Annotated in this window: 26 protein-coding genes; all 26 read left to right on the top strand. The window is 36.9% G+C overall.

What is annotated here, in order from left to right:
* The first annotated feature begins 16 nt into the window (after positions 1 to 16).
* The 26 genes from pyrH to dapG all read left to right on the top strand — a co-directional run bounded on the left by pyrH (position 17) and on the right by dapG (position 26314).
* Complete coding sequence (gene pyrH / locus Gferi_RS00790; protein ID WP_069973801.1) at positions 17 to 727, top strand: UMP kinase; 711 nt, start codon at positions 17 to 19, stop codon at positions 725 to 727.
* A gap of 3 nt (positions 728 to 730) precedes the next feature.
* Positions 731 to 1288 carry a ribosome recycling factor gene (gene frr, locus Gferi_RS00785; protein WP_069973800.1) on the top strand — a complete coding sequence of 186 codons (558 nt, stop codon included), beginning with the start codon at positions 731 to 733 and terminating at the stop codon, positions 1286 to 1288.
* A 2-nt stretch (positions 1289 to 1290) separates the two neighbouring features.
* Positions 1291 to 1479, top strand: a complete 189-nt coding sequence (locus Gferi_RS00780) for a PASTA domain-containing protein (protein ID WP_069973799.1) — start codon at positions 1291 to 1293, stop codon at positions 1477 to 1479.
* A gap of 60 nt (positions 1480 to 1539) precedes the next feature.
* Complete coding sequence (locus Gferi_RS00775; RefSeq protein ID WP_069973798.1) at positions 1540 to 2307, top strand: isoprenyl transferase; 768 nt, start codon at positions 1540 to 1542, stop codon at positions 2305 to 2307.
* Positions 2308 to 2322: 15 nt separating this feature from the next.
* A complete protein-coding gene (locus tag Gferi_RS00770) occupies positions 2323 to 3117 on the top strand; it encodes a phosphatidate cytidylyltransferase (protein ID WP_069973797.1) in 795 nt (264 codons plus the stop codon).
* Positions 3118 to 3183: 66 nt separating this feature from the next.
* Positions 3184 to 4335 carry a 1-deoxy-D-xylulose-5-phosphate reductoisomerase gene (locus Gferi_RS00765; protein ID WP_156782291.1) on the top strand — a complete coding sequence of 384 codons (1152 nt, stop codon included), beginning with the start codon at positions 3184 to 3186 and terminating at the stop codon, positions 4333 to 4335.
* A 12-nt stretch (positions 4336 to 4347) separates the two neighbouring features.
* Complete coding sequence (gene rseP / locus Gferi_RS00760) at positions 4348 to 5355, top strand: RIP metalloprotease RseP (RefSeq protein WP_069973795.1); 1008 nt, start codon at positions 4348 to 4350, stop codon at positions 5353 to 5355.
* Between the two features lie 14 nt (positions 5356 to 5369).
* Positions 5370 to 6428, top strand: a complete 1059-nt coding sequence (gene ispG / locus Gferi_RS00755; protein WP_069973794.1) for a flavodoxin-dependent (E)-4-hydroxy-3-methylbut-2-enyl-diphosphate synthase — start codon at positions 5370 to 5372, stop codon at positions 6426 to 6428.
* A gap of 19 nt (positions 6429 to 6447) precedes the next feature.
* Positions 6448 to 7083, top strand: a complete 636-nt coding sequence (locus Gferi_RS00750) for a glycosyltransferase family 2 protein (protein ID WP_069973793.1) — start codon at positions 6448 to 6450, stop codon at positions 7081 to 7083.
* A gap of 59 nt (positions 7084 to 7142) precedes the next feature.
* A complete protein-coding gene (locus tag Gferi_RS00745; RefSeq protein ID WP_083273296.1) occupies positions 7143 to 11411 on the top strand; it encodes a PolC-type DNA polymerase III in 4269 nt (1422 codons plus the stop codon).
* Positions 11412 to 11599: 188 nt separating this feature from the next.
* The gene (gene rimP, locus Gferi_RS00740) at positions 11600 to 12067 is read left to right on the top strand and encodes a ribosome maturation factor RimP (RefSeq protein ID WP_069973792.1); all 468 of its coding nucleotides are present in this window, start codon (positions 11600 to 11602) and stop codon (positions 12065 to 12067) included.
* Positions 12068 to 12080: 13 nt separating this feature from the next.
* A complete protein-coding gene (gene nusA / locus Gferi_RS00735) occupies positions 12081 to 13145 on the top strand; it encodes a transcription termination factor NusA (protein ID WP_069973791.1) in 1065 nt (354 codons plus the stop codon).
* 14 nt (positions 13146 to 13159) lie between these two features.
* Positions 13160 to 13432, top strand: a complete 273-nt coding sequence (gene rnpM, locus Gferi_RS00730) for an RNase P modulator RnpM (protein ID WP_069973790.1) — start codon at positions 13160 to 13162, stop codon at positions 13430 to 13432.
* Entirely contained in the window at positions 13422 to 13757 is a 336-nt protein-coding gene (locus Gferi_RS00725) for a L7Ae/L30e/S12e/Gadd45 family ribosomal protein (protein WP_069973789.1), read from the top strand. The genes rnpM and Gferi_RS00725 overlap by 11 nt, the downstream gene beginning before the upstream one ends.
* 1 nt (position 13758) lies before the next feature.
* Positions 13759 to 15792: a translation initiation factor IF-2 gene (gene infB, locus Gferi_RS00720; RefSeq protein WP_069973788.1), complete on the top strand. Its 2034-nt coding sequence runs from the start codon at positions 13759 to 13761 to the stop codon at positions 15790 to 15792.
* Between the two features lie 26 nt (positions 15793 to 15818).
* Positions 15819 to 16199 carry a 30S ribosome-binding factor RbfA gene (rbfA, locus tag Gferi_RS00715; RefSeq protein ID WP_069973787.1) on the top strand — a complete coding sequence of 127 codons (381 nt, stop codon included), beginning with the start codon at positions 15819 to 15821 and terminating at the stop codon, positions 16197 to 16199.
* Complete coding sequence (locus Gferi_RS00710) at positions 16183 to 17142, top strand: DHH family phosphoesterase (RefSeq protein ID WP_069973786.1); 960 nt, start codon at positions 16183 to 16185, stop codon at positions 17140 to 17142. Before rbfA ends, Gferi_RS00710 begins: the two co-directional genes overlap by 17 nt.
* An 8-nt stretch (positions 17143 to 17150) precedes the next feature.
* Positions 17151 to 18044, top strand: coding sequence for a tRNA pseudouridine(55) synthase TruB (truB, locus tag Gferi_RS00705; protein ID WP_069973785.1), 894 nt, complete (start codon positions 17151 to 17153; stop codon positions 18042 to 18044).
* A gap of 12 nt (positions 18045 to 18056) precedes the next feature.
* Positions 18057 to 18995, top strand: coding sequence for a bifunctional riboflavin kinase/FAD synthetase (locus tag Gferi_RS00700; protein ID WP_069973784.1), 939 nt, complete (start codon positions 18057 to 18059; stop codon positions 18993 to 18995).
* Positions 18996 to 19176: 181 nt separating this feature from the next.
* On the top strand, positions 19177 to 19440 hold the full coding sequence (gene rpsO, locus Gferi_RS00695) for a 30S ribosomal protein S15 (RefSeq protein ID WP_207645825.1): 264 nt from the start codon (positions 19177 to 19179) through the stop codon (positions 19438 to 19440).
* A 132-nt stretch (positions 19441 to 19572) separates the two neighbouring features.
* Complete coding sequence (locus Gferi_RS00690) at positions 19573 to 21678, top strand: polyribonucleotide nucleotidyltransferase (protein ID WP_069973782.1); 2106 nt, start codon at positions 19573 to 19575, stop codon at positions 21676 to 21678.
* A gap of 260 nt (positions 21679 to 21938) precedes the next feature.
* On the top strand, positions 21939 to 22652 hold the full coding sequence (locus tag Gferi_RS00685) for a polysaccharide deacetylase family protein (protein ID WP_069973781.1): 714 nt from the start codon (positions 21939 to 21941) through the stop codon (positions 22650 to 22652).
* A gap of 76 nt (positions 22653 to 22728) precedes the next feature.
* Positions 22729 to 23988, top strand: coding sequence for a M16 family metallopeptidase (locus Gferi_RS00680; RefSeq protein ID WP_069973780.1), 1260 nt, complete (start codon positions 22729 to 22731; stop codon positions 23986 to 23988).
* 80 nt (positions 23989 to 24068) lie between these two features.
* On the top strand, positions 24069 to 24503 hold the full coding sequence (gene dut / locus Gferi_RS00675) for a dUTP diphosphatase (protein ID WP_069973779.1): 435 nt from the start codon (positions 24069 to 24071) through the stop codon (positions 24501 to 24503).
* 136 nt (positions 24504 to 24639) lie between these two features.
* Complete coding sequence (locus Gferi_RS00670; RefSeq protein WP_069973778.1) at positions 24640 to 24909, top strand: YlmC/YmxH family sporulation protein; 270 nt, start codon at positions 24640 to 24642, stop codon at positions 24907 to 24909.
* 187 nt (positions 24910 to 25096) lie between these two features.
* A complete protein-coding gene (gene dapG, locus Gferi_RS00665; RefSeq protein ID WP_069973777.1) occupies positions 25097 to 26314 on the top strand; it encodes an aspartate kinase in 1218 nt (405 codons plus the stop codon).
* Positions 26315 to 26333 lie beyond the last annotated feature (19 nt).

Raw genomic sequence — 26333 nt, 5'->3', positions numbered from 1 at the left:
ACGGAGGTTATTCACAGTGAGGCCAAAATATAAACGGGTCATTTTAAAATTAAGTGGCGAAGCACTGGCAGGAAATAAGGGATTTGGATTAGATGAGGAAACACTTGACTCTATTGCCATGCAGATAAAAGAAATCATAGCACTAGGCGTAGAAGTATCCATCGTTGTTGGCGGCGGCAATTTTTGGAGAGGCAGAAGCGGAAAGGGTATGGATCGTACAACTGCAGATTATATGGGAATGTTAGCCACTGTGATCAATGGATTGGCCTTACAGGATGCATTGGAAAGCATGGAAATTCTAACACGGGTGCAAACTGCGATTGAAATGAGACAAATTGCAGAACCCTATATTCGGAGAAGAGCAGTAAGACATCTTGAAAAAGGAAGAGTTGTAATTTTCGCAGCAGGAACAGGCAACCCATATTTTTCAACAGATACCACTGCAGCCCTACGTGCCGCAGAAATAGAAGCAGAAGTAATCCTGTTAGCAAAAAAGGTAGATGGTGTTTATGATTCGGATCCGCATATTAATCCAAATGCAAAAAAATTTGAAACCTTAACCTATATAGATGTACTAAATAAAGGTTTAGGTGTAATGGATTCTACGGCAACATCCTTATGTATGGATAATAATATCCCTATTATTGTTTTTGGGTTGGATGAACCACAAAACATATACCGGGTAATAACCGGAGAAAATATTGGTACAATTGTAAGGGAGGAATAATTTATGAGTTTACAGGTACACAAAGAACTGGAAGAGAAAATGCAGAAAACGATTAAAGTGCTGAAAGAAGACCTACATAGCATACGAGCAGGTAGAGCAAACCCTGCCCTGCTGGACAGAATTGTGGTAGACTATTATGGATCTCCGACTCCATTAAAACAAATTGCTACCATATCTGCACCGGAACCTAGGTTATTAGTCATTCAACCTTATGACAAATCGGCCATACAGCCTATAGAAAAAGTAATTACACAATCAGATCTTGGAATCAATCCTTCGAATGATGGAAAAACGATTCGTCTTGCTATTCCTCAACTTACAGAGGAACGCAGAAAGGACTTATTAAAGGTAGTGAAAAAAACAGGTGAAGAGGCAAAAGTAGCCATACGAAATGAAAGAAGAGATGCCAATGATAAGCTGAAGAAGATGCAAAAATCAGGTGAACTTACGGAAGATGACTTGAAAAAAGCAGAAGATGATGTGCAAAAGGCTACAAATAAATATGTGGAAATAATAGATGAACTAGTAGTAAAGAAAGAAAAGGAAATCATGGAGGTATAAAATTGTCACATGTACCTGATGTTATCGGTTACACATGTAAGGAAGCAATAAAAGCTATTGAAAAAGCAGGCTGGCTGGTATCTATTCAAGAAACGATGCCACCAAAACAGCAAAGCAAAGATGGAGAATGTAGAGTAATTCGACAAATACAGTCGAATGAGCGGATTGAAATTGTTATTAGTTATTTTTAAGCCCCCAGACTTCCGGGGGTTTAAAAATATTTTTCATTATTGTCTACTGGAGGCATTTATATGGGGTTTTTTAAAAATTTATTTATAAAGGAAGATAGAAGAACGGATTTGGAAAAAATTGATCCTGAAAAAATACCAAAGCATATTGCTATCATTATGGATGGGAACGGCAGATGGGCCAAAAAGAGGAGTTTGCCGAGGTCTGCCGGCCATAAGGCAGGGGTCGAGGCCCTGAGAGAAGTAATAAAAACTTGTTCTAATCTTAATGTACAATATTTAACACTTTATGCTTTTTCAACGGAGAACTGGAAAAGGCCTGAAGAAGAAGTCTCAGCACTAATGAATCTACTGGTCTATTATCTTAGAAATGAAATCCAAGAATTAAATGAAAATAATGTTCGCATTAATACCCTTGGGGATATAAACAAACTTCCGAATACAGCTTTAATAGAGATAGAAGCTGCTCAAAAGCTTACAAGAAATAACACGGGTCTTACAGTAAATATCGCACTGAATTATGGTGGTAGACTTGAAATTATTAATGCTGTCAAATCGATCTGTATAAAAGTAATAAATAAAGAGATTGAAGTAGATCAAATTGATGAAAGATATTTTTCAGATCATTTATATACAAAAAATGTGCCTGATCCGGATTTAGTCATCCGACCTAGTGGAGAATTGAGAATTAGTAACTTCCTATTATGGCAAATTGCCTATAGTGAATTCTGGTTTTCAAAAATTTTCTGGCCGGATTTTAACGGAGAATATCTAGTAGAAGCGATCCTTGATTATCAAGGGAGAGATAGAAGATATGGTGGTGCAAAGTAAAGGCGGTGGAGTACAATGTTCGTAAGAATTCTTTCTGCAATTATTGGGATCCCATTACTACTTTTTATAGTAATTACAGGGGGAACACTTCTAAAGCTTTCAGTAGGGATAATGGCTTGTATTGGACTTAATGAATTTTTTAATGCCTTTCAAAATATTGGCATGAAGCCTTTAAAAAAAATAGGATTTATCAGTGCCGTTTTACTGCTTCTATTAACTTATCGCTGGACGATTGTAGAGATCATGATGTTCTGGATATTCTGTTCAATGTTAATGGTACTAGTGGTTAACTTATTTAGTTGCAAAGTAGATGTAAATGATTCCGCAGTAACTGTATTGGGAATTTTCTATGTTGTTTTTTTTATGTTTCATATTGTTTTTGTTTCTGATATCACTACCTATAGTTATTTAATTTGGATGATTTTTTTATCTGCTTTTGCTACCGATACTTTTGCCTATTTTACTGGATATTTTTTCGGTTCTAGAAAACTGTGTCCTACCATTAGTCCTAAAAAAACTGTTGAGGGCTCAATTGGCGGTGTAGTAGGAAGTATATTATCAAGTGCTGCCTTCGCATATTTCTTTAATATTGATTTAATCGTGCATTGTATGATTATGGGTTTCGTAGGGAGCATTTTTGCACAAATCGGTGATCTTACTGCTTCTAGCTTTAAACGTTATGTAGGAATAAAAGATTATGGAAAAATAATGCCTGGTCATGGAGGCGTGTTAGATAGATTTGATAGTATACTTTTCACTGCACCAACAGTATATTATTATATACTATTCTTTTTAGTAGGATTAAAATAAGCAATAATGCCTTTTTATTTTTAATTCTGTTGATCATTGAGATCTTAGAAGGGAAGATATTTAATAATGAAAAAAATTAGTATTTTAGGTTCTACAGGATCTATTGGCAGACAGACTTTAGATGTGGTACGTGCCAATCGAGAAGCATTTTGTATTATGGGATTGAGCGGCAACCACAATATTGATTTATTGGAAGCGCAGATAAAAGAATTTCAACCAAAAATAGCTGCGGTGATGGATCATGAGAAAGCACTGGAACTATCAAAAAGATTAGGAAAATGTTCAACCGAAGTTTTGGCAGGAATGGAAGGGCTCATTGCGATTGCTACTATGGAAGAAATCGAACTGTTAATGACGGCTGTAGTCGGAATGGTGGGGCTGCTACCCACTATAAAGGCGATACAGTCTAAAAAGAATATTGCATTGGCCAATAAGGAGACACTGGTAACAGCCGGTGAAATCGTTATGGAAGAGGCAAGAAGAAATCAAGTAAAAATTATTCCTGTTGACAGTGAGCATAGTGCAATATTTCAATGTTTGAAAGGGTATAATTTAAAAGAAGTGAATCGAATTATACTGACAGCATCCGGCGGTCCCTTTCGGGGATTTCAGCGGAATCAGCTAGAAAAGGTTACCCTTGAGGAAACGCTGAAACATCCTAAATGGAATATGGGAAAGAAAATTTCTGTAGATTCGGCTACCTTGATGAATAAAGGTTTGGAGGTAATAGAAGCAAAATGGCTTTTTGACTTGGAGCAGCATCAAATAGAAGTGGTTGTCCATCCCCAGAGTATCATACACTCAATGGTGGAATTTATTGACAGTTCGATTCTTGCTCAACTAGGCTGTCCAGATATGCGTGTGCCGATTCAATTTGCTTTAACTTATCCCAATAGGGTAGAAAATCAACTACAGAGATTAAACTTTTCAGAATTAAGGGAGTTGACTTTTGAAAAACCAGACATGGAAAACTTCACTTGTCTGAAGTTGGCCATTGAGGCGATGAATCAGGGGGGCAGCTATCCAACTGTATTGAACGCAGCGAATGAAGTACTGGTAGACCGATTTTTACAAAGAAAAATAGGATTTATGGATATACCGAATGAAATCGAGTCTGTACTAGAGAACAATCCTTTTAAGAAAGTAGAGGACATTAACGAAATTATAGTTATTGATCAGTGGACGCGGGATTTTGTCAATAACAGAATATCATCATAAGGTGGTGTAAGCATGGGAACGATTCTTGTAGCTTTTATTGTATTTGGTCTTTTGGTTATTTTCCATGAGCTAGGTCATTTTGCAGTGGCTAAGTTCGTGGGAATAAAAGTGCATGAATTTGCAATCGGTATGGGCCCCAGACTTTTAAAGGTAAAAAAAAGAGAAACAGAATATTCGCTTAGAATCTTACCAATTGGGGGATATGTAAAAATGGAGGGAGAAGATGAAGCTTCTTCCGATGCAGGAAGTTTTAACAATAAACCTATATGGGCGAGAATGGCTGTTCTGATCGCAGGTCCTTTTATGAACTTTGTTTTAGCCATTCTGTTATTTTCGATGATCTTTTACTCTTTAGGATTTCCAACAACCATCATTGACCGAGTCACTCCTGGATTTCCAGCGGAACAGGTAGGTTTAAGATCAGGGGATCAGATTATTGCAATTAATGAAGACGCTATTACAAACTGGGATCAAATTGTTAGGAGAATCAATGGGAGCAGAGAAGAAGAAATTAACATTACACTTTTGCGAGAGGGTGCAGAAAAGAAGTTTCAGGTTATTCCCATTATCAATAAAGAAACCAATCAAGCAATTATTGGAATAACCCCAACTGCTGAAAAATCTCTAGCAAAATCTATTACTACCAGTGTGGATAGAATGTTTTTTATTATGGGAGGCATGATGGAATTCTTAGGGAATCTTTTTGGAGGCAAAGCTTCTACGGAAGATGTAGTAGGCCCAGTAGGAATTATTCATCTCGTAGGTGAGGCAGCAAAAACCAGTATCTATAATGTAATGTCTCTGGCTGCATTAATCAGCATTAATTTAGGAATTGTAAACTTGATTCCAATACCAGCTCTAGATGGAGGAAGGTTGTTGTTTTTATTGTTTGAAGGGATTAGTGGGAGACCTATTGATCCTGAAAAGGAAGGGTTTATTCACTTGATTGGTTTTGTGTTGTTAATGGTTTTAATGTTGTTTATAGCATATAAAGACATTATTAGATTTGATTTGTTTTAATATCAGGAGGAGACATGGAATCTAATCTACGAAAAAAAACAAGAAAAATTTACTGTGGAGACTTGGAAATTGGTGGAGACGCGCCTATCTCAATTCAATCTATGACCAATACCAAAACCGCAGATATACAATCTACTGTAGCGCAAATAAAAATGCTGGAAGAGGCAGGATGCGACATTGTTAGAGTAGCAGTACCAGATGCTGAATCTGCAGCTGCAATTTTTGAAATTAAAAAAAATATAAAGATCCCCTTGGTAGCAGATATTCATTTCGATTATCGGCTGGCCCTTTCCTGTATTGACAATGGAGTAGACAAGCTGCGGATTAATCCGGGAAATATTGGAGATATGGACCGGGTAAAAGCAGTTGTTAAAAAAGCAAAGGAAAGAAAAGTTCCAATCCGTATTGGCGTAAATTCCGGATCTATTGACAAAAAAATATTGAATAAGTATGGGAAAGTAACTGCGGAGGCGATGGTAGAGAGTGCGTTAGAGCATATAGCGATACTAGAACAATTAGATTTTTATGATACAGCCATATCCCTAAAAGCATCAGATATTCCTTTGACAGTAGAAGCATATCAACTGATGTCAGAAAGGGTAGATTACCCCCTGCATGTAGGGATTACAGAAGCTGGAACCCTATGGAGCGGTACAATCAAATCTTCCATAGGTATTGGCGCATTGTTGCTAAAAGGAATTGGGGATACCATTCGCGTTTCTTTGACAGGTGACCCAATAGAAGAAATAAGGGTAGGGAAAGAGATTTTGCAGGCAGCTGGAATTCGAAGCTTTGGTATAGAAATTATCTCTTGCCCAACTTGTGGGAGATGTCAGATCGATTTGATTTCTTTGGCAAATAAGATTGAGAAAAAAATAAAGGGAATCAATAAACCTATAAAAGTGGCAATTATGGGCTGTGCAGTTAATGGTCCGGGAGAAGCGAGAGAAGCAGACATAGGTATTGCCGGCGGCAAATCATCGGCCTTGCTTTTCAAAAAGGGGGAAGTCATTAGAAAGATTGATGAAGAACAAATTGAAGCTGTTCTTCTAGAGGAAATTTCTAAAATTTAACCTTTTTGGGAGGATTTATATGGAAGTTGCAGTCATTATACCTGCTTTTAATGAGGAAGAAAGAATTGGTAAAGTATTAGAGGTCGTAACACAGGTAGAAATAATCAGTCAGTTGGTTGTTGTCAGTGATGGTTCAACGGATGATACAGCTAAAACTGCCAGATTATTTACGAAGGATGTCATTGAATTAGAGAAAAATATTGGTAAAGGCGGTGCAATTATGGCGGGTTTCGCCTATAGCCAAGCAGATATCGTACTGCTGCTGGACGCCGACTTAATTGGACTGAAAAGGGAACATGTCCTTGCTTTGCTAGAACCAGTAATCCAAGGTGAAGTTGAGGCTACTGTTGGAATCTTTTCATCAGGAAGATTGTTTACAGACTGGGCTCAGAAAATTGCTCCATTTTTATCCGGACAGCGGGTATTGAAGCGCACGATCCTTAAAGATATTCAGAAGTTAGATCATACATCTTATGGATTTGAGCTAGCACTGACAAAATATCTTCATGCCCGAAAAGTTGACGTGAAGAAAGTATTTTTGTATGGCATAAGTCATATCATGAAAGAGGAAAAACTGGGTTTGTATCGAGGCTTTTTATGGCGCTTGAGAATGTATTGGCAGATACTTAGATCTATAAATGTAGACATTAAATAAGGAAAGCGAAAAGTTTGCAATAAATAAATTATGTAACCTTAAAGAATAGGGGGCATCAGATGAACTGTTTACTAACCAAAGTAATGGGTGATATTTTTTCTGAAAAGCCTTTTAATTATAATGCTATGATAGAAAAGGTAACCTATAATCGGTCAAATAAGATATTAAATGTTGTACTAGTATCTGAGGAAATAATACATAAGCGTTATTTTGATGAAATTAAAGAACACATGATAAAACATATCCCATTTATTCGGGATATAAGTTTTTTGCCGAGATATTATAAATTAAAAGATCAGAATGAGGTATTGCAAAACTATTGGGAGAATATCCTCTACGAATTAAACAAAAAAATGCCCTCAGCAGCAGCATGGATAACTGATGCTGAAATAAGCTTTGAATCCTCAAAGATGGTAATCATAGTTAAAGACAGTATAGGAAGGGATAATTTATTAGAAAGAAAAATAGATAGCTTTATAAGAGAAATTTATAAAATAGAGTTTAATAAAGACATTCAAGTTTCTATAGAATCAACAGAAGTGCCAGATGATGAAGCACAGATTAGGTATCATATGGAAAAAGAGAGAGAGACCCAGGATCTTCTCAAGGAAATACTTACTGCTACAGAAACGCAGACACCTAAGAAAAAGAATCACATCTCAGATCCGGATAAAAATATTATCCTAGGTAAGAAATTTCAAGATTATTCTATACCCATTGCATCTATATCAGAAGAATCAGGTATCGTTGTGATAGAGGGTGAAATCTTTGATATAGAGACAAGGGAATTAAAAAATGGAAAAATTCTTTTTACCATGAGTATGACAGATTATGATAGTTCTATCGGTGCCAAGATTTTTGCAAAAAAAGAACAGAAAGATTTGTTAAATGAAACCTTACATACAGGCAAATATTTACGGGTAAAGGGAGATGCACGCTACGATACTTTCTCTAAAGAAGTTGTTGTAATGGTTAATGACATCATGGAAGGCACACCAACTGTTCGTGAAGATCTTTCAAAGGTAAAAAGAATAGAGCTTCATGCCCATACACAGATGAGTGCAATGGACGGCGTCACATCAGCGTCCAACCTAATAAAAAGAGCTGCAAAATGGGGCCATCCTGCAATCGCCATTACAGATCATGGTGTGGTTCAGGCTTTTCCTGAAGCAATGGAAGCTGCTAAAAAGCATGGTATTAAAGTTATTTATGGTATCGAAGGTTATCTGATTAATGATGGGGAAACAATTGCTATTGGCTGCAAGCAAGAAACCATTCATCAGCGTTACGTCGTATTTGATATTGAAACAACTGGGCTTTCGAGCAAGCATGATAAGATTACGGAGATTGGAGCCGTCAAAATTGAAAACGGGCAGATTATTGATCGTTTTCATACATTTGTAGATCCTATTATTCCAATACCTGAAAATATTGTCAAACTGACTGGTATTACTGATGAAATGGTAAAGGGTCAGCCTACCATAGATAAAATATTGCCAGAATTTCTAAAGTTTACGGAAGGCGCTGTGATTGTGGCGCATAATGCTGTCTTTGATGTTTCTTTTATTAAAGAAAACTGCCATCTGTATGGTTATTCTTTTGATCATCCAATAGTAGATACATTGCCACTGGCAAAGGTATTATTGCCCAAACTAAAAAAATATCGCTTAAATGTTGTCGCAGAAGCGTTGGATGTGACTTTAAAGAATCATCATAGAGCAGTAGATGATGCAGAAGCTACCGCTCAAATATTTTTGAAATTTCTTAATATGGCAGCGGAGAAAGGCGTTCACTACCTGAGAGATTTAAATGCCTTATTTCAAAATACGATTGACATTAAAAAACTAGATACCTTTCATATTATTATTCTGGTAAAAAATGCAACAGGTTTGAAGAACTTATATAAGATTGTATCTACGTCTCACCTTGAATATTTTTATAAAAAACCACGTATTCCAAAGTCTCTTCTTAGCAAATACCGGGAAGGACTTGTGATTGGCACTGCCTGTGAAGCTGGAGAATTATACAGATCCATATTAAATAACCGTTCACAGAGAGAAATTGAAAACATTGTAAAATATTATGACTATCTTGAGATACAACCGCTTTTTAACAACAAGTTTTTGCTAGATAAGGGATTGGTTAAGGATCAAAAAGAACTTATTGAAATCAATCAAAGGATTGTAAGGCTTGGAGAAAAATATAAGAAACCGGTTGTAGCAACAGGAGATGTTCATTTTCTCGATCCAAAGGATGAGGTATATAGAAGAATTCTCATGAGTGGACAAGGTTTTGATGATGCAGACGATCAAACTCCTTTATATCTTCGTACAACTGAAGAAATGCTTGAGGAGTTTGCTTATCTTGGAAAAGACAAAGCCATGGACGTTGTGGTGAATCATCCAAATCGAATTGCAGAAGAAATCGATTCGCTCATTCCGATTCCGGACGAAACCTTCCCTCCAATTATTGAAGGATCTGAAGAAGATTTAAGAAAGATGTGTTATGAAAAAGCAACGAGAATATATGGGGATCCTTTGCCGGAGGTTGTTCAAAAAAGATTAGACAGAGAACTGAATTCTATTATTAATAATGGATATGCGGTTATGTATATTATTGCCCAAAAGCTGGTAACCAAGTCCCTAAGAGACGGATATCTGGTTGGGTCCAGAGGTTCTGTAGGGTCATCCTTTGTTGCAACTATGAGTGATATTACGGAAGTAAACCCTTTGCCTCCCCACTATGTTTGTAGCCACTGCAAGCATTCAGAATTTATATTGGATGGAAGTATTGGCAGTGGTGCGGATCTGCCGGATAAGCATTGTCCTGGTTGCAGCAAGGAGCTTATTAAGGATGGGCATGATATTCCTTTTGAGGTTTTCTTGGGGTTTGAAGGAGATAAAGAGCCGGATATTGACTTGAACTTTGCAGGAGAATATCAGGCAAATGCCCACAAATATACGGAGGAATTATTTGGTACCGGCTATGTTTTTAGAGCTGGAACGATAGGTACAATTGCTGAAAAAACGGCATATGGTTTCGTGAAGAAGTACTTTGATGAAAAAGGAATATTTGTAAACAACCGGGAAATCTCACGATTGGTAAAAGGATGCACCGGTGTAAAGCGGACTACGGGGCAGCATCCCGGAGGGGTTATGGTTGTTCCCAACTATAAAGAAATATATGATTTCTGTCCGATTCAATATCCGGCCAATGATGGTTCTTCCGGTGTTATTACTACCCATTTCGATTACCATTCCATCAGTGGAAGGCTGCTAAAACTTGATATTTTAGGACACGACGTGCCAACCATTATTCGTATGCTTCAGGATTTGACAGGACTGGAGCCTACGCAAATTCCCTTGGACGATCAAGAGACAGTAAAGATATTTACTAGCCTAGAGCCATTAAAAATAGTATATGATGATTTTGAATGTGAAACAGGAAGTCTTGGAATACCTGAATTTGGGACGAAATTTGTTCGTCAAATGCTTGTAGATACAAAACCAACAACGTTTGCAGAGCTCGTCAGAATCAGCGGTCTGTCCCATGGAACAGATGTGTGGTTGAATAATGCACAAGATCTAGTACGTCAAGGGATTGCAGAATTAAAAGATGTTATTTCCACAAGAGATGATATTATGAACTATCTTATTTATAAAGGCTTGCCGCCAAAGAGTGCATTCAAAATTATGGAGAATGTGAGAAAAGGTAAAGGCCTAAACAGTGCAGATGAAGAAATAATGAAACAGAACAATGTGCCCCAGTGGTATATAAATTCCTGTAATAAGATTAAATATATGTTCCCAAAAGCTCATGCAGCTGCCTACGTAATGATGTCCTTTAGAATTGCATATTTCAAAGTACATTACCCCTTAGCTTTTTATGCTACCTATTTTACAACAAAGGCTTCTGATTTTGATGCAGAACTTGTAGCGAAAGGCAGAGAGCATGTACGAGATAAAATTAAAGAATTAGAGAGTCTTGGAAACAATGCTTCACAAAAAGAAAAGGATCTTCTGACAGTTCTAGAAGTTGTTCATGAAATGTATTGCAGAGGTTTTGGATTTTGTAAAGTAGATTTATATGAATCTGATGCAGAGCGGTTTAAAATTTCAGGAAATAATCTGCTGCCTCCCATAAGAGCATTACAAGGAGTTGGGGAAAATGCAGCCAGAAGTATTTGTGAAAGTAGAAAAGAAGGAGAATTTATTTCCTTGCAGCATTTACGGGAAAGTGCAAAGTTAACAAAAACCGTTATAGAGACACTTCAAACACATGGATGCCTGGAAGGATTACCAGATACAAATCAGCTATCATTATTTTAGACTTGCATAGGTTTTTACAGTGTGCTATAATATTAGTTGCAGAAAACTATTTTGTGTACGAAGAGTGGGCTATATCCCACTCTTTGCTGTTATTTACTTACTTTTATTAACAGAATAAAGTTTATCCTTTTACGGAAAAATATGTATATAAAAATAGATTTAAAAAAATTTCATAGGAGGGATATCAGTTGGCAAAAAAAAGAACGGTGGATATTGTAGAAGCTTTTGCATTACCGATCGTAGAAGAAAATGGTGTTGAATTGGTAGACGTTGAATATATCAAGGAAGGACAGGACTGGTTTTTAAGAGTTTACATAGATAAAGAAAATGGGATTACTTTAGATGACTGCCAAGCCGTTAGTGAGGCTTTAAGTAAAAAGCTTGACGAAACAGATCCTATTGAAGAAAGCTATTATCTAGAAGTTTCTTCGCCAGGTCTGGATCGTGAATTAAAAAAGGATAAGGATTATGAAAAGTTCAAAGGGCGAATGATCCAGATTTCCTTATATGAACCGCTGGACGGTAAAAAGATGATTGAAGGGGAACTGTTGGGACTTGAGGGCAACGCTGTAGTGATTAAGGTTGACGAGAGACACAACTTAGAGATTCCCAGAGAAAAAATTGGCAAGGTAAAGCTTGCTGTAATAATTGAATAGGGAGGGTGTAAAAATGAATGGAGAGTTTATCGAGGCTCTTGACCAGATAGAAAAAGAAAAGGGGATCTCGAAGGATATTTTAATTGATGCAATAGAAGCTGCATTGATTTCCGGGTATAAGCGAAATTACGGTTCTGCACAAAATGTAAAAGTTTATATTAATAGAGACAGCGGGGAAGTAAAAGTTTTTTCACTTAAAGACGTAGTGGAAAATGCAGAAAGCGATTTATTAGAAATCAGCTTAGAAGAAGCAAAGGAAATTGACAGCAATTATGAGCTTGGTGATGTAGTTGAGAAGGAAGTTACACCTAGAAATTTTGGCAGAATCGCGGCTCAGACGGCAAAACAAGTAGTTGTCCAAAGAATTCGAGAGGCAGAGCGAGGCATTATCTATGATCAATTTATTAACCGTGAAAGCGAAATTGTAACAGGTATTGTTCAAAGAATCAGTAAGGGGAACGTTTTTATTAATTTAGGAAAGACGGAAGCGATTTTAGCACCAGGAGAACAAATACCCGATGAAGAATATAAACATAATGACAGAATTAAAACCTATATCATTGAAGTGAAAAAGACCACAAAAGGACCACAAATTCTTGTATCTAGAACTCATCCAGGTTTAGTAAAGCGACTTTTTGAGTTGGAAGTACCGGAAATCCATGATGGGGTAGTAGAGATTAGAAGCATTTCAAGAGAGGCGGGTTCTAGAACGAAAATCGCCGTTTATTCAAAGGACCCAAACGTAGACCCGGTAGGTGCCTGTGTAGGACATAAAGGAACGCGCGTACAGGCTATTGTAGACGAACTTAAGGGGGAAAAAATAGATATCATAAAATGGAGCGAGAGTCCGGAAGAATTTATCGCTAGTGCACTGAGTCCTTCAAAGGTTGTCCGCGTAGAAGTAAAAGAAGATGAAAAATCTGCGCTGGTTGTGGTACCAGACTATCAATTGTCATTGGCTATTGGCAAGGAAGGACAGAATGCAAGATTGGCCGCTAAGTTAACAAGCTGGAAAATAGATATCAAGAGTGAAACCCAGTATAAGGAATCTATTACACACGCAAAGACGGATGAATAGAGGAGGTATAGGATATGAAGGTTAAGAAAATACCTCTAAGACAATGTATTGGATGTATGGAAGGAAAGCCAAAGAAAGAGTTAATCCGAATTGTGAAAAACAAGGAGGGTGAAATAAAAATTGATTTTACAAGTAAGGCTGCCGGTAGAGGTGCATATATTTGCAATAATGTGGAATGTTTGGCAAAGGCTCAAAAGAAGAAGGCCTTAAATAGGGCTTTTGAACAAGAAATTGACCAAAGTATCTACCAGCAACTGCAAGAGGAGCTGGAGAAGCATGTCAAATAAATTTCTCTCCCTGCTAGGACTTGCCCAACGGTCTGGCAATTTAATTACTGGAGAAGATACCTGTGAGATTTATATAAAAAAGGGGAAAGTAAAACTGATTATTGTAGCCCACGATGCCTCTGAAAATACAAAAAAAAAGTTCCATGATTTATGTGTATATAGAAACATTAAAATAATAACCTATGGTGATCGTGATGAAATGTCTCATGCAATAGGAAAGAGCAACCGGGCAGTGTATGGTATCAAAGATATGGCCTTTTCTGAAACGCTAATTAAGTTAATAACAGAGGACGGTCATAGTGTAAAAAATTCGGGGGGTGAATAATATGTCAAAGGTACGCGTATATCAAATTGCAAAGGATTTGGGAGTATCGAGCAAAGAACTTATCAATAAGCTAGCTGAATTTGGTGTTCAGGTGGCGAATCATATGAGTACTTTAGAAGACGAAGAAGTAGATATTATTATGGAGATGTATAATGGAGATAATAATAATAGCAAGAATTCAAATAGCAAAATAGAGAATTCTGTAAAAGAACAAGAAAAATCAACAGAAGGCAATTATCAAAAAGAAAATATGGAGAAACAGCCTGTGCAAAATACTATAGAACAGAAGACAATCAAAATAGAAGGTGCAATTACAGTAAAAGACTTTGCAGATTTACTTGGAAAAAGTGTATCGGAAATAATGACAAAACTTATTGCTTTAGGCGTGTTTGCTACGATTAATCAGGAGATTGATTTTGATGCTGCCAGCATGGTGGCGTCTGACTATGGCATTGAGATTGAAAAAGAAGAGGAAAAGGAAGAAGTAGAAGTTGGATTAGAACAAGCAGAAGATAGACCGGAGGATCTGAAAGAAAGGCCGCCAGTGATAACCGTAATGGGTCACGTCGACCATGGAAAGACATCCCTATTAGATGCGATTAGAAAGACCCATGTTACAGCAAAAGAAGCCGGTGGAATTACCCAACATATTGGAGCTTCTGAGGTAGAAGTAAGAGGAAAGAAAATTGTATTTTTAGATACGCCTGGTCATGAGGCATTTACTTCCATGAGAGCGAGAGGGGCCAGCGTTACAGATATTGCGATTCTAGTTGTTGCAGCTGACGATGGTGTGATGCCTCAAACAATAGAAGCACTTAGTCATGCAAAAGCGGCAAATGTACCTATTATTGTTGCAATGAATAAGATTGATAAACCTGGAATAAATCCAGATCGTGTAAGACAAGAGTTGGCAGATCATGGATTGTTAGTTGAAGAATGGGGTGGAGAAACGATTAATGTACCAGTTTCTGCCCATACAGGTGAGGGATTAGACAGTCTTTTAGAAATGATTCTATTAGTTGCCGAAATGCAAGAACTAAAGGCAAATCCAAATCGACTGGCTTCAGGAACCGTTATTGAAGCTAAATTAGATAAAGGAAGAGGCCCAGTAGCTACCATCTTAGTACAAAATGGAACGCTAAAAGTTGGCGATCCTATTGTAGCCGGTTCTGCTTATGGGAGAGTTCGTGCCATGGTAAGCGATAAAGGGAAAAACATTAAGAAGGCAGGCCCATCTACAGCAGTAGAGATCTTAGGGTTGTCCGATGCGCCTGAAGCAGGAGATCTGTTCAATGCAGTAAAGGAAGATAAGATTGCAAGACAGATAGGTGAAAAGCGGAAGGCAAAATTCAGAGAAGAAAATCTTCATGCTACAGCTAAGGTTACGCTGGAAGACTTATTTAAGCAAATACAAGAGGGTAGTGTGAAAGATCTAAATATTATTGTGAAGGCAGATGTACAGGGCTCTGTAGAGGCTGTCAGACAATCAATGGTGAAGCTCAGCAATGAGGAAGTGAAAGTAAAGGTTATACATGGTGGCGTAGGTACGATTACTGAGTCTGATATTCTACTGGCATCTGCATCTAATGCGATTATCATTGGTTTTAATGTAAGACCTTCTTCAGCAGTATCCAGTTTAGCAGAAAGAGAAAATGTTGATTTAAGAACCTATCGAATTATTTATGAAGCAATTGCAGATGTAGAAGCCGCTATGAAGGGGATGCTGGAACCTGAGTACAAAGAAGTCGTACTCGGTAAGGTTGAAATCAGAGCTACATTTAAAGTACCTGGAATCGGCACCATTGGCGGAGCTTATGTGATGGAAGGAAAGGTTAGTAGAAATGCAAAGGTAAGGTTAATTCGGGATGGTATTGTAATTCATGAAGGATCGATTTCATCATTGAAGAGATTTAAAGATGATGCGAAAGAAGTGAATACAGGATACGAATGTGGAATAGGTTTAGAGAACTACAATGATATAAAAGAAGGAGATATTGTTGAACCCTACACTATAGAAGAAGTAAAAAGAGGGTAGCAGCTACGAAGGAAAGGTGAAAAAATATGGCATATCCCAGAACCAATAGAATCGGAGAAGAAATAAAAAAATTGGTAAGCCATCTCATAAGAAATGAATTGAAAGATCCAAGAATATCTAATCTTACGAGTGTTGTAGAAGTAGATGTAACAAGAGATTTACGATACGCCAATATATATATTAGTGTATATGGGACAAAAGAAGAACAAGAGAATACGATTGATGGGTTGACAAAGGCAGCTGGATTTGTCAGAAAAGAAATCGGAAAAAACCTAAAATTAAGATATACGCCTGAACCAATATTTAAAATGGACACCTCAATAGAAAAAGGATTATATATTTCTAGGTTGATAAATAAGGTGAATGAAAAGACACCAGAAGAGGTAAAAGATGACACCGTTAAATAGTGTTGCAACGCTGTTGAATAGGGGGAAATCTATCTTGATCCTCCCCCATATTCATCCCGACGGAGATACAATTGGTTCATCTTTAGCACTCTTGCTTGCTTTAAGAAGGATAGGAAAGGAAGCATTTGTACTAGTAGAGGATGAGATTCCTTCCAATTTGAATTTTCTGCCCTTAGAAGATATTCATAGCAAACTTCCAGTAGGAATTTGCCCAGATGTAGTAGTTTCTATAGATGCAAGTGATCTAGATCGTCTGGGCAGTAGAGCTGATTATTTAAAAAATGCAGCGGTTACGATTAATTTAGACCATCATATTACAAATCTCCGCTTTGCTCAGTATAATTATATTGATGTACAGGCTGCTGCTACTGGAGAGATCGTCTTTGAATTAATTAAAGCAATGCAAATTGATATGGATAAAGAAATGGCTACTTGTATATATTGTGCACTTTCAACGGATACTGGCAGTTTTAAGTATGACAACACTACAGCTAGAACCCATCAAATTGCTTCAGGTTTGCTGGAACATGCTTTAGACCTAAATGAAATTACTGTTGCTTTATACCAAAATAAAGCCTATGGGAAGATTAAGCTATTGGGAGAGGCACTGAATAGTTTACAATTGCATTATGATGGTAAGCTTTCTATATTATCCGTTACGAAATGTATGTTGGAAAAATCAAAAGCTGATCATACTGATGCAGATGGTCTGATAGAATTCGCCAGGGACATAGAGGGTGTTGCGGTAGCTGTTTTATTAAAAGAGCTTTCTCATAATGAAATTAAAGTAGGATTTCGAGCTAAATACGATGTAGATGTCGCTAAGGTAGCTGCTAAATTTGGTGGTGGAGGACATAAAAAGGCTTCAGGTTGTACGATCTATAGTAACATCGCAGAAGCTAGAATACAGATTATGGATGCATTCAAATTTTTAGAACGATAGGTGATGCTATGGATGGTATTATTAATCTATTAAAACCCCCCCATATGACTTCTCATGATACAGTAGGATATCTTCGGAGACTGCTTAAGACTAAAAAGGTAGGGCATACAGGTACATTAGATCCAATGGCGGCAGGTGTTTTACCAATCTGTATTGGAAATGCTACAAAAGTCAGTCAATTTTTACTGAATGATTCTAAAGTTTATCGATGCGAATTGACATTAGGCTATAATACAGATACGCAGGATCGGTGGGGAAAAGTCATAAAAGAGGGTAAGGTAGATGCAACCAAAGATGAAATTATCAAAGTATTTGATGAATTTAAAGGAGAAATTCTCCAGAAACCGCCGATGTATTCTGCATTAAAACACCAGGGCAGGAAGCTGTATGAATTAGCTAGAGAAGGAAAAACTGTAGAGCGTGAGGCTAGAAAAGTAACTATTCATGAGCTTAATATCTTAGATATACAAAGTGAGAAGATATTATTTGATGTATATTGCTCAAAAGGAACCTATGTCAGAACATTGTGTGAAGATATTGGAAATCGCTTGAATGCTGGTGGTCATATGTCTTTTTTACTTAGAACATCCAGTGGCAGGTTTACATTGAAAGAAACGGTTACAGTAGAGCAACTGCAAGAGTTACAGTTGGAAGATATTGAACAAAACCATCTTTTCCCAATGGATTATCCCTTATTGGAAATGCCAAGTGTTCATATAAAATCCAATTCAATTAAGTATCTATTAAATGGCAATAATATGCTACATAAAAACATCCTCCGACATGACCCGATGAGAGAAAACCAATATGTGAGAGTTTATGCAGAGCAAAAGTTTATGGCAGTTGGTATTGTAAAGAAAGATGAAGAATTTTACATTGATATTCATAGAGTTTTTAATTAAAGGGGCAGCAGTATGAAAATAATTACTTCTTTAGAAAATATTGATTTTCAATCTAATCCTACAGGAATTGCTTTAGGAAACTTTGATGGCATTCATATGGGGCATAAAACCTTAATTATAAAATTAGTAGAGATTTGTAAGCAGCACAATATTCCAAGTGTAATTTATACCTTTAGGAATCATCCCAAAAGTCTTACCTCTAATAACCGGGGACCTTTAAAGATTGTTTCCGATAAGCAAAAATTACAACTGCTGCGGGAGCTGGGTATAGATTATACGATATTTATTGAGTTTGACGAAAATCAGAGACGGTTAGCTCCAGAACAATTTATAAAAGAAATACTTGTAAATCGCTTAAATATGCAATATGCAGTAGTTGGTTATGATTATCGTTTTGGACATAAAGCCAAAGGAGATATCCATTTACTGGAAGATTTAAAAGATCAATATGGATATCAACTTCAAGTGATCCAGCCGGTAGCTATTGAAAATGAAATCATTAGCAGTACGGTTATAAGACAATTAATCCAAGCAGGAGAGATTAGTAAAGCAAATCTATATCTGGGAAAACCTTTTTCAATTACAGGAACTGTTGTTCGGGGAAAAGGACGGGGTGGAAAACAATTGGGGTTTCCTACAGCGAATATTGAAACAGATGCACCTTTTGTGCTGCCAAGTCCAGGTGTATATTACACAAAGACAGTATTAGATCAAAGAATATATAATAGTGCAACAAATGTTGGTTATAATCCTACTTTTGGAGATAATCCTATCAGTATAGAAACCCATCTGATAGATTTTGATGATACGATTTATGGGAAAAAAATAGAAGTATCTTTTCTATATAGAGCGAGAAAAGAGATTAAATTTTCTTCTAAAGAAGAACTTATTGTACAAATGTCTATGGACTTAAAAAGAACGAGAGTGTATTTTGGTGAAGAAATACTGTGAAAAAGTTATTTGAATATCTTTTATCAATAATGGAGGATGATTTAAAAGATACCCTTTACAGAAACTTTTATTTATGATAAAATTAGGCGTTGTATAGAACCATAAGCTATGTAATACGATGCTCCGACGTACTACTTGGCCTATGGCGATTATTAAATAAGGAGGTGAATGTACCGTGACGATGAATAAAGATAAAAAAGTAATAATCATCAATGAACATAAAGTACATGAGAGTGATACCGGATCTCCGGAGGTTCAAATTGCCCTATTGACTACAAGAATCAATGAGCTGAATGAGCATCTAAAGATTCATAAGAAAGATCATCACTCAAGACGTGGCTTATTAAAAATGGTTGGTAAAAGAAGAAATCTACTGAACTACTTGAAGGATAAAGATATTGCAAGATATAGAAGTGTTATTGAAAAACTAGGATTAAGAAAGTAGTAGCTTCTGAGCGGGAAAGTCCCGCTCTTTATTTTATGATTATTTAAGTGATTTTTTATATAATGTAGGAAATAATAAATTTAATATAGAATATATATTAGACTTAAAAAATTTAAAGTGAGGAGGTTTAAAATGGAAAAAACTTTTAAGACTATATTAGCTGGAAGACCCTTTGAAATTCAATTGGGGAAAATTGCTCAGCTGGCAAGCGGCTCTGCTCTAGTCAGATATGGGGATACAGTAGTGCTAGTTACTGCTACTTCATCTGCTGAACCCAAGCAAGGCATTGACTTTTTTCCTTTGAGCTGTGACTATGAAGAGCGACTTTACTCTGTAGGAAAAATACCCGGCGGATTTATAAAAAGAGAAGGGCGTCCAACGGAAAAAGCAATTTTGACTTCAAGACTGATTGACAGACCGATACGACCGCTTTTTCCGAAGGGATATCGTAATGATGTGCAAGTAATCGCCACTGTACTTTCTGTTGATCAAGATTGTACACCTGATGTGGTAGCAATGATTGGTTCATCTATTGCATTATCCATCTCAGATATTCCTTTTAATGGTCCAACAGGCTCTGTGATCATTGGTCTAATTGATGGAGAATTTGTGGTTAATCCCACAGCTGTTGAGAGAGAAAAAAGTGAAATGCACCTTGTGGTTTCCGGAACAAAGGATGCCATTATGATGGTTGAGGCAGGTTCAAATGAAATAGGCGAGGATGTAATGCTTGAAGCGATTCTGTATGCCCATGAAGAAATAAAAAAAATTGTTGCCTTCATTGAAGAGATTGCTCAAGAAGTAGGAAAACCCAAGCAAGAAGTTAAACTATTTAAGATTGATGAAACCATTGAAAAGGAAGTAAGAGAATTTGCTACCGACAAAATGGTACAGGCTATCAAGACGGTTGATAAAATGGAACGAAATGAGAATATGGAAGCTGTTAAAGCAGAAACCTTAGCGGCATTATTAGAAAAATATCCGGAAAATCAAAAAGATATTGATGAAACCTTGTATCAACTGATCAAGGAACAAGTAAGAAATATGATTTTAGATGAGGAGATACGGCCAGATAACAGAAAACCAAAAGAAATCAGACCCATTAGTTGTGAAGTATCTGTATTACCGCGGGTACATGGAACCGGATTATTTACAAGAGGCCAAACGCAGGCACTAACTGTGGCAACCCTTGGTGCAATAGGTGATGCACAGATTTTAGACGGGTTAGGAGAAGAAGAATCAAAAAGATATATGCATCATTATAATTTCCCTCCTTATAGTGTTGGAGAGGCTAGATTTTTAAGAGGACCTGGCAGAAGAGAAATCGGACATGGTGCTTTGGCAGAGAGAGCATTAGAACCAGTAATTCCTTCTGAAGAAGAGTTTCCTTATACCATACGTCTTGTTTCGGAAATTGTAAGCTCAAATGGAAGTACTTCCCAGGCAGCTGTATGTGGAAGCACATTGGCGTTGATGGATGCAGGTGTTCCTATAAAAGCACCGGTTGCTGGGATTGCAATGGGTTTAATTAAAGAAAATGAAAAAGTGTCGATTCTAAGTGATATTCAGGGAATGGAAGATTTCCTGGGGGACATGGACTTCAAAGTTGCAGGGACTGAAAAAGGAATTACTGCCATACAGATGGATATTAAGATCGATGGAATTAACAAAGAAATTCTGGAAAGAGCATTGGCACAAGCTCATGAAGGTAGATTATACATACTAGAAAAGATGAAAGAAGCAATTGCGGAGCCAAGAGCAGAGATGTCTCCTTATGCGCCAAGAATTATAAGAACGACTATTCATCCGGACAAAATTCGAGAGCTTATTGGCCCTGGTGGAAAGACAATTAATAAAATTATCGATGAAACCGGCGTAAAAATCGACATTGAAGATGATGGAAGTGTGTTTATTACTGCAACGGATATGGAGAGTGGCAACAAAGCACTTAAGCTAATTGAGGGAATTGTGAAAGAACCACAGCCTGGAGAACTATACATGGGCAAGGTAGCTCGAATTACAACCTTTGGAGCCTTTGTTGAAATACTGCCGGGTAAAGAAGGTTTAGTACACATATCGCACATAGCAAAAGAACGAATTGCAAAAGTAGAGGATGTGCTGGCTGTCGGTGATGAAATTCTTGTTAAGGTGTTGGAAATTGATAAGCAAGGCAGGCTAAATTTATCAAGAAAAGCAGCCCTCCAGGATGAAGAACAAGAGAAAAAAGTGGAAGAATAAAAAGCATAAACCAAGTTGGTTTATGTTTTTTTTATATAATAGAAAGTTCTACTTTTCTATTATATAAAAAATAGGGGTTGTAGGAGATGAAATCCCCTGCCGCCTTCAGGAAGGTGCTCAGACAGCTTTGCTGTCGTCGAAGGAAACCTAGGGTTTCCTAGCGAAAGCGTCGTAGATGCTTTTTTTATATAATTAATCTTGTTCTATCGAATAAAAACTAAATCATTGAATATCCATGATATAGGGAAGGAGGGAATTCTTTGAAAATAATTATTTTAAAGGGTAAACATTTAATCTTTTCTGCTGGATGTGTTTTACTGATCATGCTGGGATTTATATTTATATGGAACAACAATATTTCTGTATTGCAATATGCGTTACTTCGTGAACCGATACGAAATGGAGATCCTTCTTTGAGTAAAGCTGCAATCACTTGTAATGTAGACTGGGGAAATGAAGTAATACCGGAAATATTAGAAGTGTTAGAGGATAAAAACATTAAGATAACTTTTTTTGTAACAGGCAGGTGGGCCTCTAAGTATCCAGAGCTTTTGCAGGAGATCTATGACAGGGGCCATGAAATAGGCAATCATGGATATAGCCATAAGGCCCACAGCAAAATGAATGAAAAAGAAAATTACTTAGAAATCAAGAAAGCAGAAGAAGCCATCGAAAAAGTCCTGGGAATAAAGCTAAAGTATTTTGCACCACCCTCTGGAGATTATGGAGAAGCTACACTAGAAGCAGCTGAGAAGTTAGGCTATCAGACCATTTTGTGGAGTATTGATACGATCGACTGGAAAGAAGGTTCTACAGCGGATGTTATTCTTAGCAGGGTTATGAAAAAGCCTCACCATGGAGCAATTCTTTTGATGCATCCGAAGAGTGAAACGGCAAAGGCACTTCCAATTCTTATAGATAAAATTAGAGAAGAAGGTATTCAATTAGGGACGGTCTCAAATTTATTGGAGTAGGTTTTTTTCTTGATTATTGAGTTATACTAAATTATAATAGTCTATGTATTTATGAATACCGAATTGGGAGGCCGAAATGTTTAAAAAATATACGTTAAGCAATGGTGTGAGGTTGGTAGCAGAAAAGATACCCTATGTAAAGTCAGTAACCTTAGGATTTTGGATTGAAGCCGGATCTATTCATGAAGAAACTAATAATAATGGGATTACACATTTTGTTGAGCATATGCTTTTTAAAGGTACGGACAAAAGAAGTGCAAGAGAAATCGCTGAAAGCTTTGACAGTATCGGTGGTCAGCTAAATGCTTTTACCAGCAAGGAGTGCACTTGCTTTTATGCAAAAGTACTGGATACACACTTGTCTATAGCCATCGACGTCTTGACAGATATGTTGTTTTATTCCAGTTTTAATCCTGGAGAAATTGAGAAAGAGAAAAGCGTTGTATTGGAAGAAATCAACATGTATGAAGATTCGCCCGAAGATTTAGCCCATGAACTATTGTCAAAAACTGTCTTTAAGCATCATAAGTTGGGAATGCCGGTATTAGGAACGGGTGAAACGGTTACAAGCTTTGATAGGAGAAAGCTGGTATCATTTATAGAAGAGCATTATTCTATAGAGAATATTGTAGTTTCTGTAGCAGGTAACTTTGATGAAGATCAATTGATTGAACAGTTGGAAGAGAAGTTTAATCATTTCACCAATAGAAAGAGTACCCGAAAAGTGGAGAACAATCCTTCTTTCAATGCAGAAGGAATTACTCGATATAAAGACATTGAACAATTACATATATGCTTAGGGTTAGAAGGAGCTTCCCTGACAAGCAGGGATTTATACCCATTGTTAATTATGAACAATATATTTGGCGGAAGCATGAGTTCCAGACTTTTTCAAAATATTCGAGAAGATAAGGGCTTGGCGTATTCCGTATTTTCTTATCCTTCTTCTTATAAAGAGATTGGCTTACTAACGGTTTATGCAGGGATTAATCCAAGTCAGCTAGATGAAGTGCTTAAGTTGATCAACTATGAAATTAGAAATTTAAAGAAGGATGGACTAACAAAAGATGAATTGCATAAATCCAAGGAACAACTGAAAGGTAGTTATATGTTGGGATTGGAGAGCACCAGTAGTCGAATGAGTGCTATTGGAAAATCAGAACTACTAATCAATCGAATTTACTCGCCAAAGGAGATATTAGAGAAAATTGATCAAGTCACTCTGTCAGATGTAAGGGAAGTAATTGATAAAGTTTTTGTAGTAGAAAAAAGTGCATTGGCAGTTGTAGGTAAAGTAGAACAGGATAAGGATCTAATGAGTTTGCTGGATTATTAAAAAAAAGATATTAGCGGATGCTAATGTCTTTTTACATTTAATAATTACTAAGAATGAGTTTATACGGAGGGGGAAGAAAAATGAGCAAGGTAAAGATCATATGTAATGATCAAGCATTGCTGCCGGCCTATGAGACAGCAGGGGCAGCAGGAATGGACTTAAAGGCAAGCATTGAGACAACCGTTATAATAAAACCAGGACATAGGACACTAATACCTACAGGCGTATTTATAGAGATTCCAGTTGGGATGGAAGCACAGGTTCGAGCGCGAAGTGGACTAGCTGTTAAATATGGCATTGGTTTAGTAAATGGAATTGGGACCATTGATAGTGATTATCGAGGAGAGATAAAAATTCCTTTGATTAATTGGGGACATGAAGATTTTGCAGTTAACAGAGGAGATCGAATTGCACAGTTAGTATTCTGTAGATATGAGAAAGTCTCATGGGAGTGTGTAGAATTGCTAAGTGAATCTATACGTGGAGCCGGAGGTTTTGGACATACAGGAAAATAAAAATAAGCATATTGTTATCTCTCTACAAATAAAATAGTAAAAAGTATTGGAGACAGAATAAATGGGTGATTTAGTGTAACATAACAAAGGATTTAAAAATAAGAAACGATTTTATAAAGTGGGGAGGGTATCATATATGAGATTGAGTAAATTAGGCGGAAAAGAGATTGTTAACTTGAATGATGGCGGAAGATTAGGAATCCTTGCAGAATCAGATCTTTTGGTGGATGAAAGAAATGGTAAAATTAGATCGCTGCTTGTTCCGGACTTTCGAAACCAATTTTCAATTTTCTCAGATAAAAGCTTTGTAGAAATTCCTTGGGACTGTGTGCGGAAGATTGGCAATGATATGATTATCATAGAGATGGAAGATGAAAAATCAATACGCCGAAGTTTTTCATTATAATTCCTATATAAGCGAGCATATGCAGAATTATTTTAAACCAGAGCACAAAGAATATGCGAGAGAAAAATGGTTCCACAGAATCCTCCTTAACATATTATAATTATAAGGTTAGATAATGCTAAAAAACGTAGAAAATATTGCAAATATATGCTAACATTAAGATATATATCTGGTAAGGAGGATAAAAATGAATATTATTGTTCAGAAATTTGGGGGAACCTCTGTTGCAACAGAAGAGTTAAGAAATAAAGCGGTAGATAAAGTAATTGGGTGTATTCAAGAAGGGAAACAGCCTGTTGTGGTAGTTTCTGCAATGGGAAGAAAAGGCGAACCTTATGCTACCGATACCTTGCTGCAGATAGGGAGAGATCCTTACCAAGAGTATACAAGCAGAGAATTGGATCTAATAATGGCTTGTGGAGAAACCATATCATCCGTAATTTTTGCGAATACGATAAAATCAAGAGGATACAAAGCTGCTGCATTAATGGGATTTCAAGCGGGTATTATAACCGATGAAAAATATGGTGATGCCGATGTGATCAAAGTAGAATCACAAAGCATTATTAGGCTGTTAGAGAATGGAATTATTCCTGTGATTACAGGATTTCAAGGAATATCAGAAAGTGGTAACATTACCACTCTTGGAAGAGGAGGCAGTGATACTTCAGCTGCGGTAATCGGAGAAGCGTTAAAAGCAGAGCTTGTAGAAATCTACACGGATGTAGATGGTATCATGACTGCGGATCCTAGATTGGTAACACAGGCGAAGGTGATTGATCAGATCTGCTATGATGAAATTTATCAGATGGCAGAAGATGGTGCAAAAGTTATCCATCCCCGGGCTGTTGAGGTTGCACGCAGGGGGAGCATTGTTCTAAAGATCAAAAATACTTTTACAAATGCACCAGGAACAGTGATTAGCAGCTTTGAACATTATGAAAATAAATATAGCAAATATCCATCTATTGGAGAGTGTATAACGGCTATCGCACATAAAAATAATATTGCACAAGTTATTGTACAATACGAGGATGCATCAGAGGCAAATGAAATTTTTATGAGCGCGTTGGCAGAGAATGACATTAGCATAGATATGATTAATTTCTTTATAGACAAGAAGATCTTTACAGTAGAAGAACAACACCTCGCAAAACTGGAAAGCATCCTGAGGGACATTGGGTTAAAATATGATATTCACAAAAACTGCAGTAAAATAACTACCATAGGACATAAAATGAGAGGAGTCCCTGGGGTAATGGCACGAATTGTAAAAGCGTTGGCAAAAGAAAATATAAAGATTCTCCAGACCTCTGATTCTTATACGACGATATCTTGTCTGGTGAGTTGTGAGAATATGGAAAAATCTGTAAACCTTTTACACCAGGAATTTCAACTAGCATAAATAAAAAAACTGCTATTCT

Origin of the sequence: Geosporobacter ferrireducens (assembly GCF_001750685.1) — a bacterium.
GTDB lineage: Bacteria > Bacillota > Clostridia > Peptostreptococcales > Thermotaleaceae > Geosporobacter > Geosporobacter ferrireducens.
This window is presented reverse-complemented; position numbering and strand designations above follow the sequence as displayed.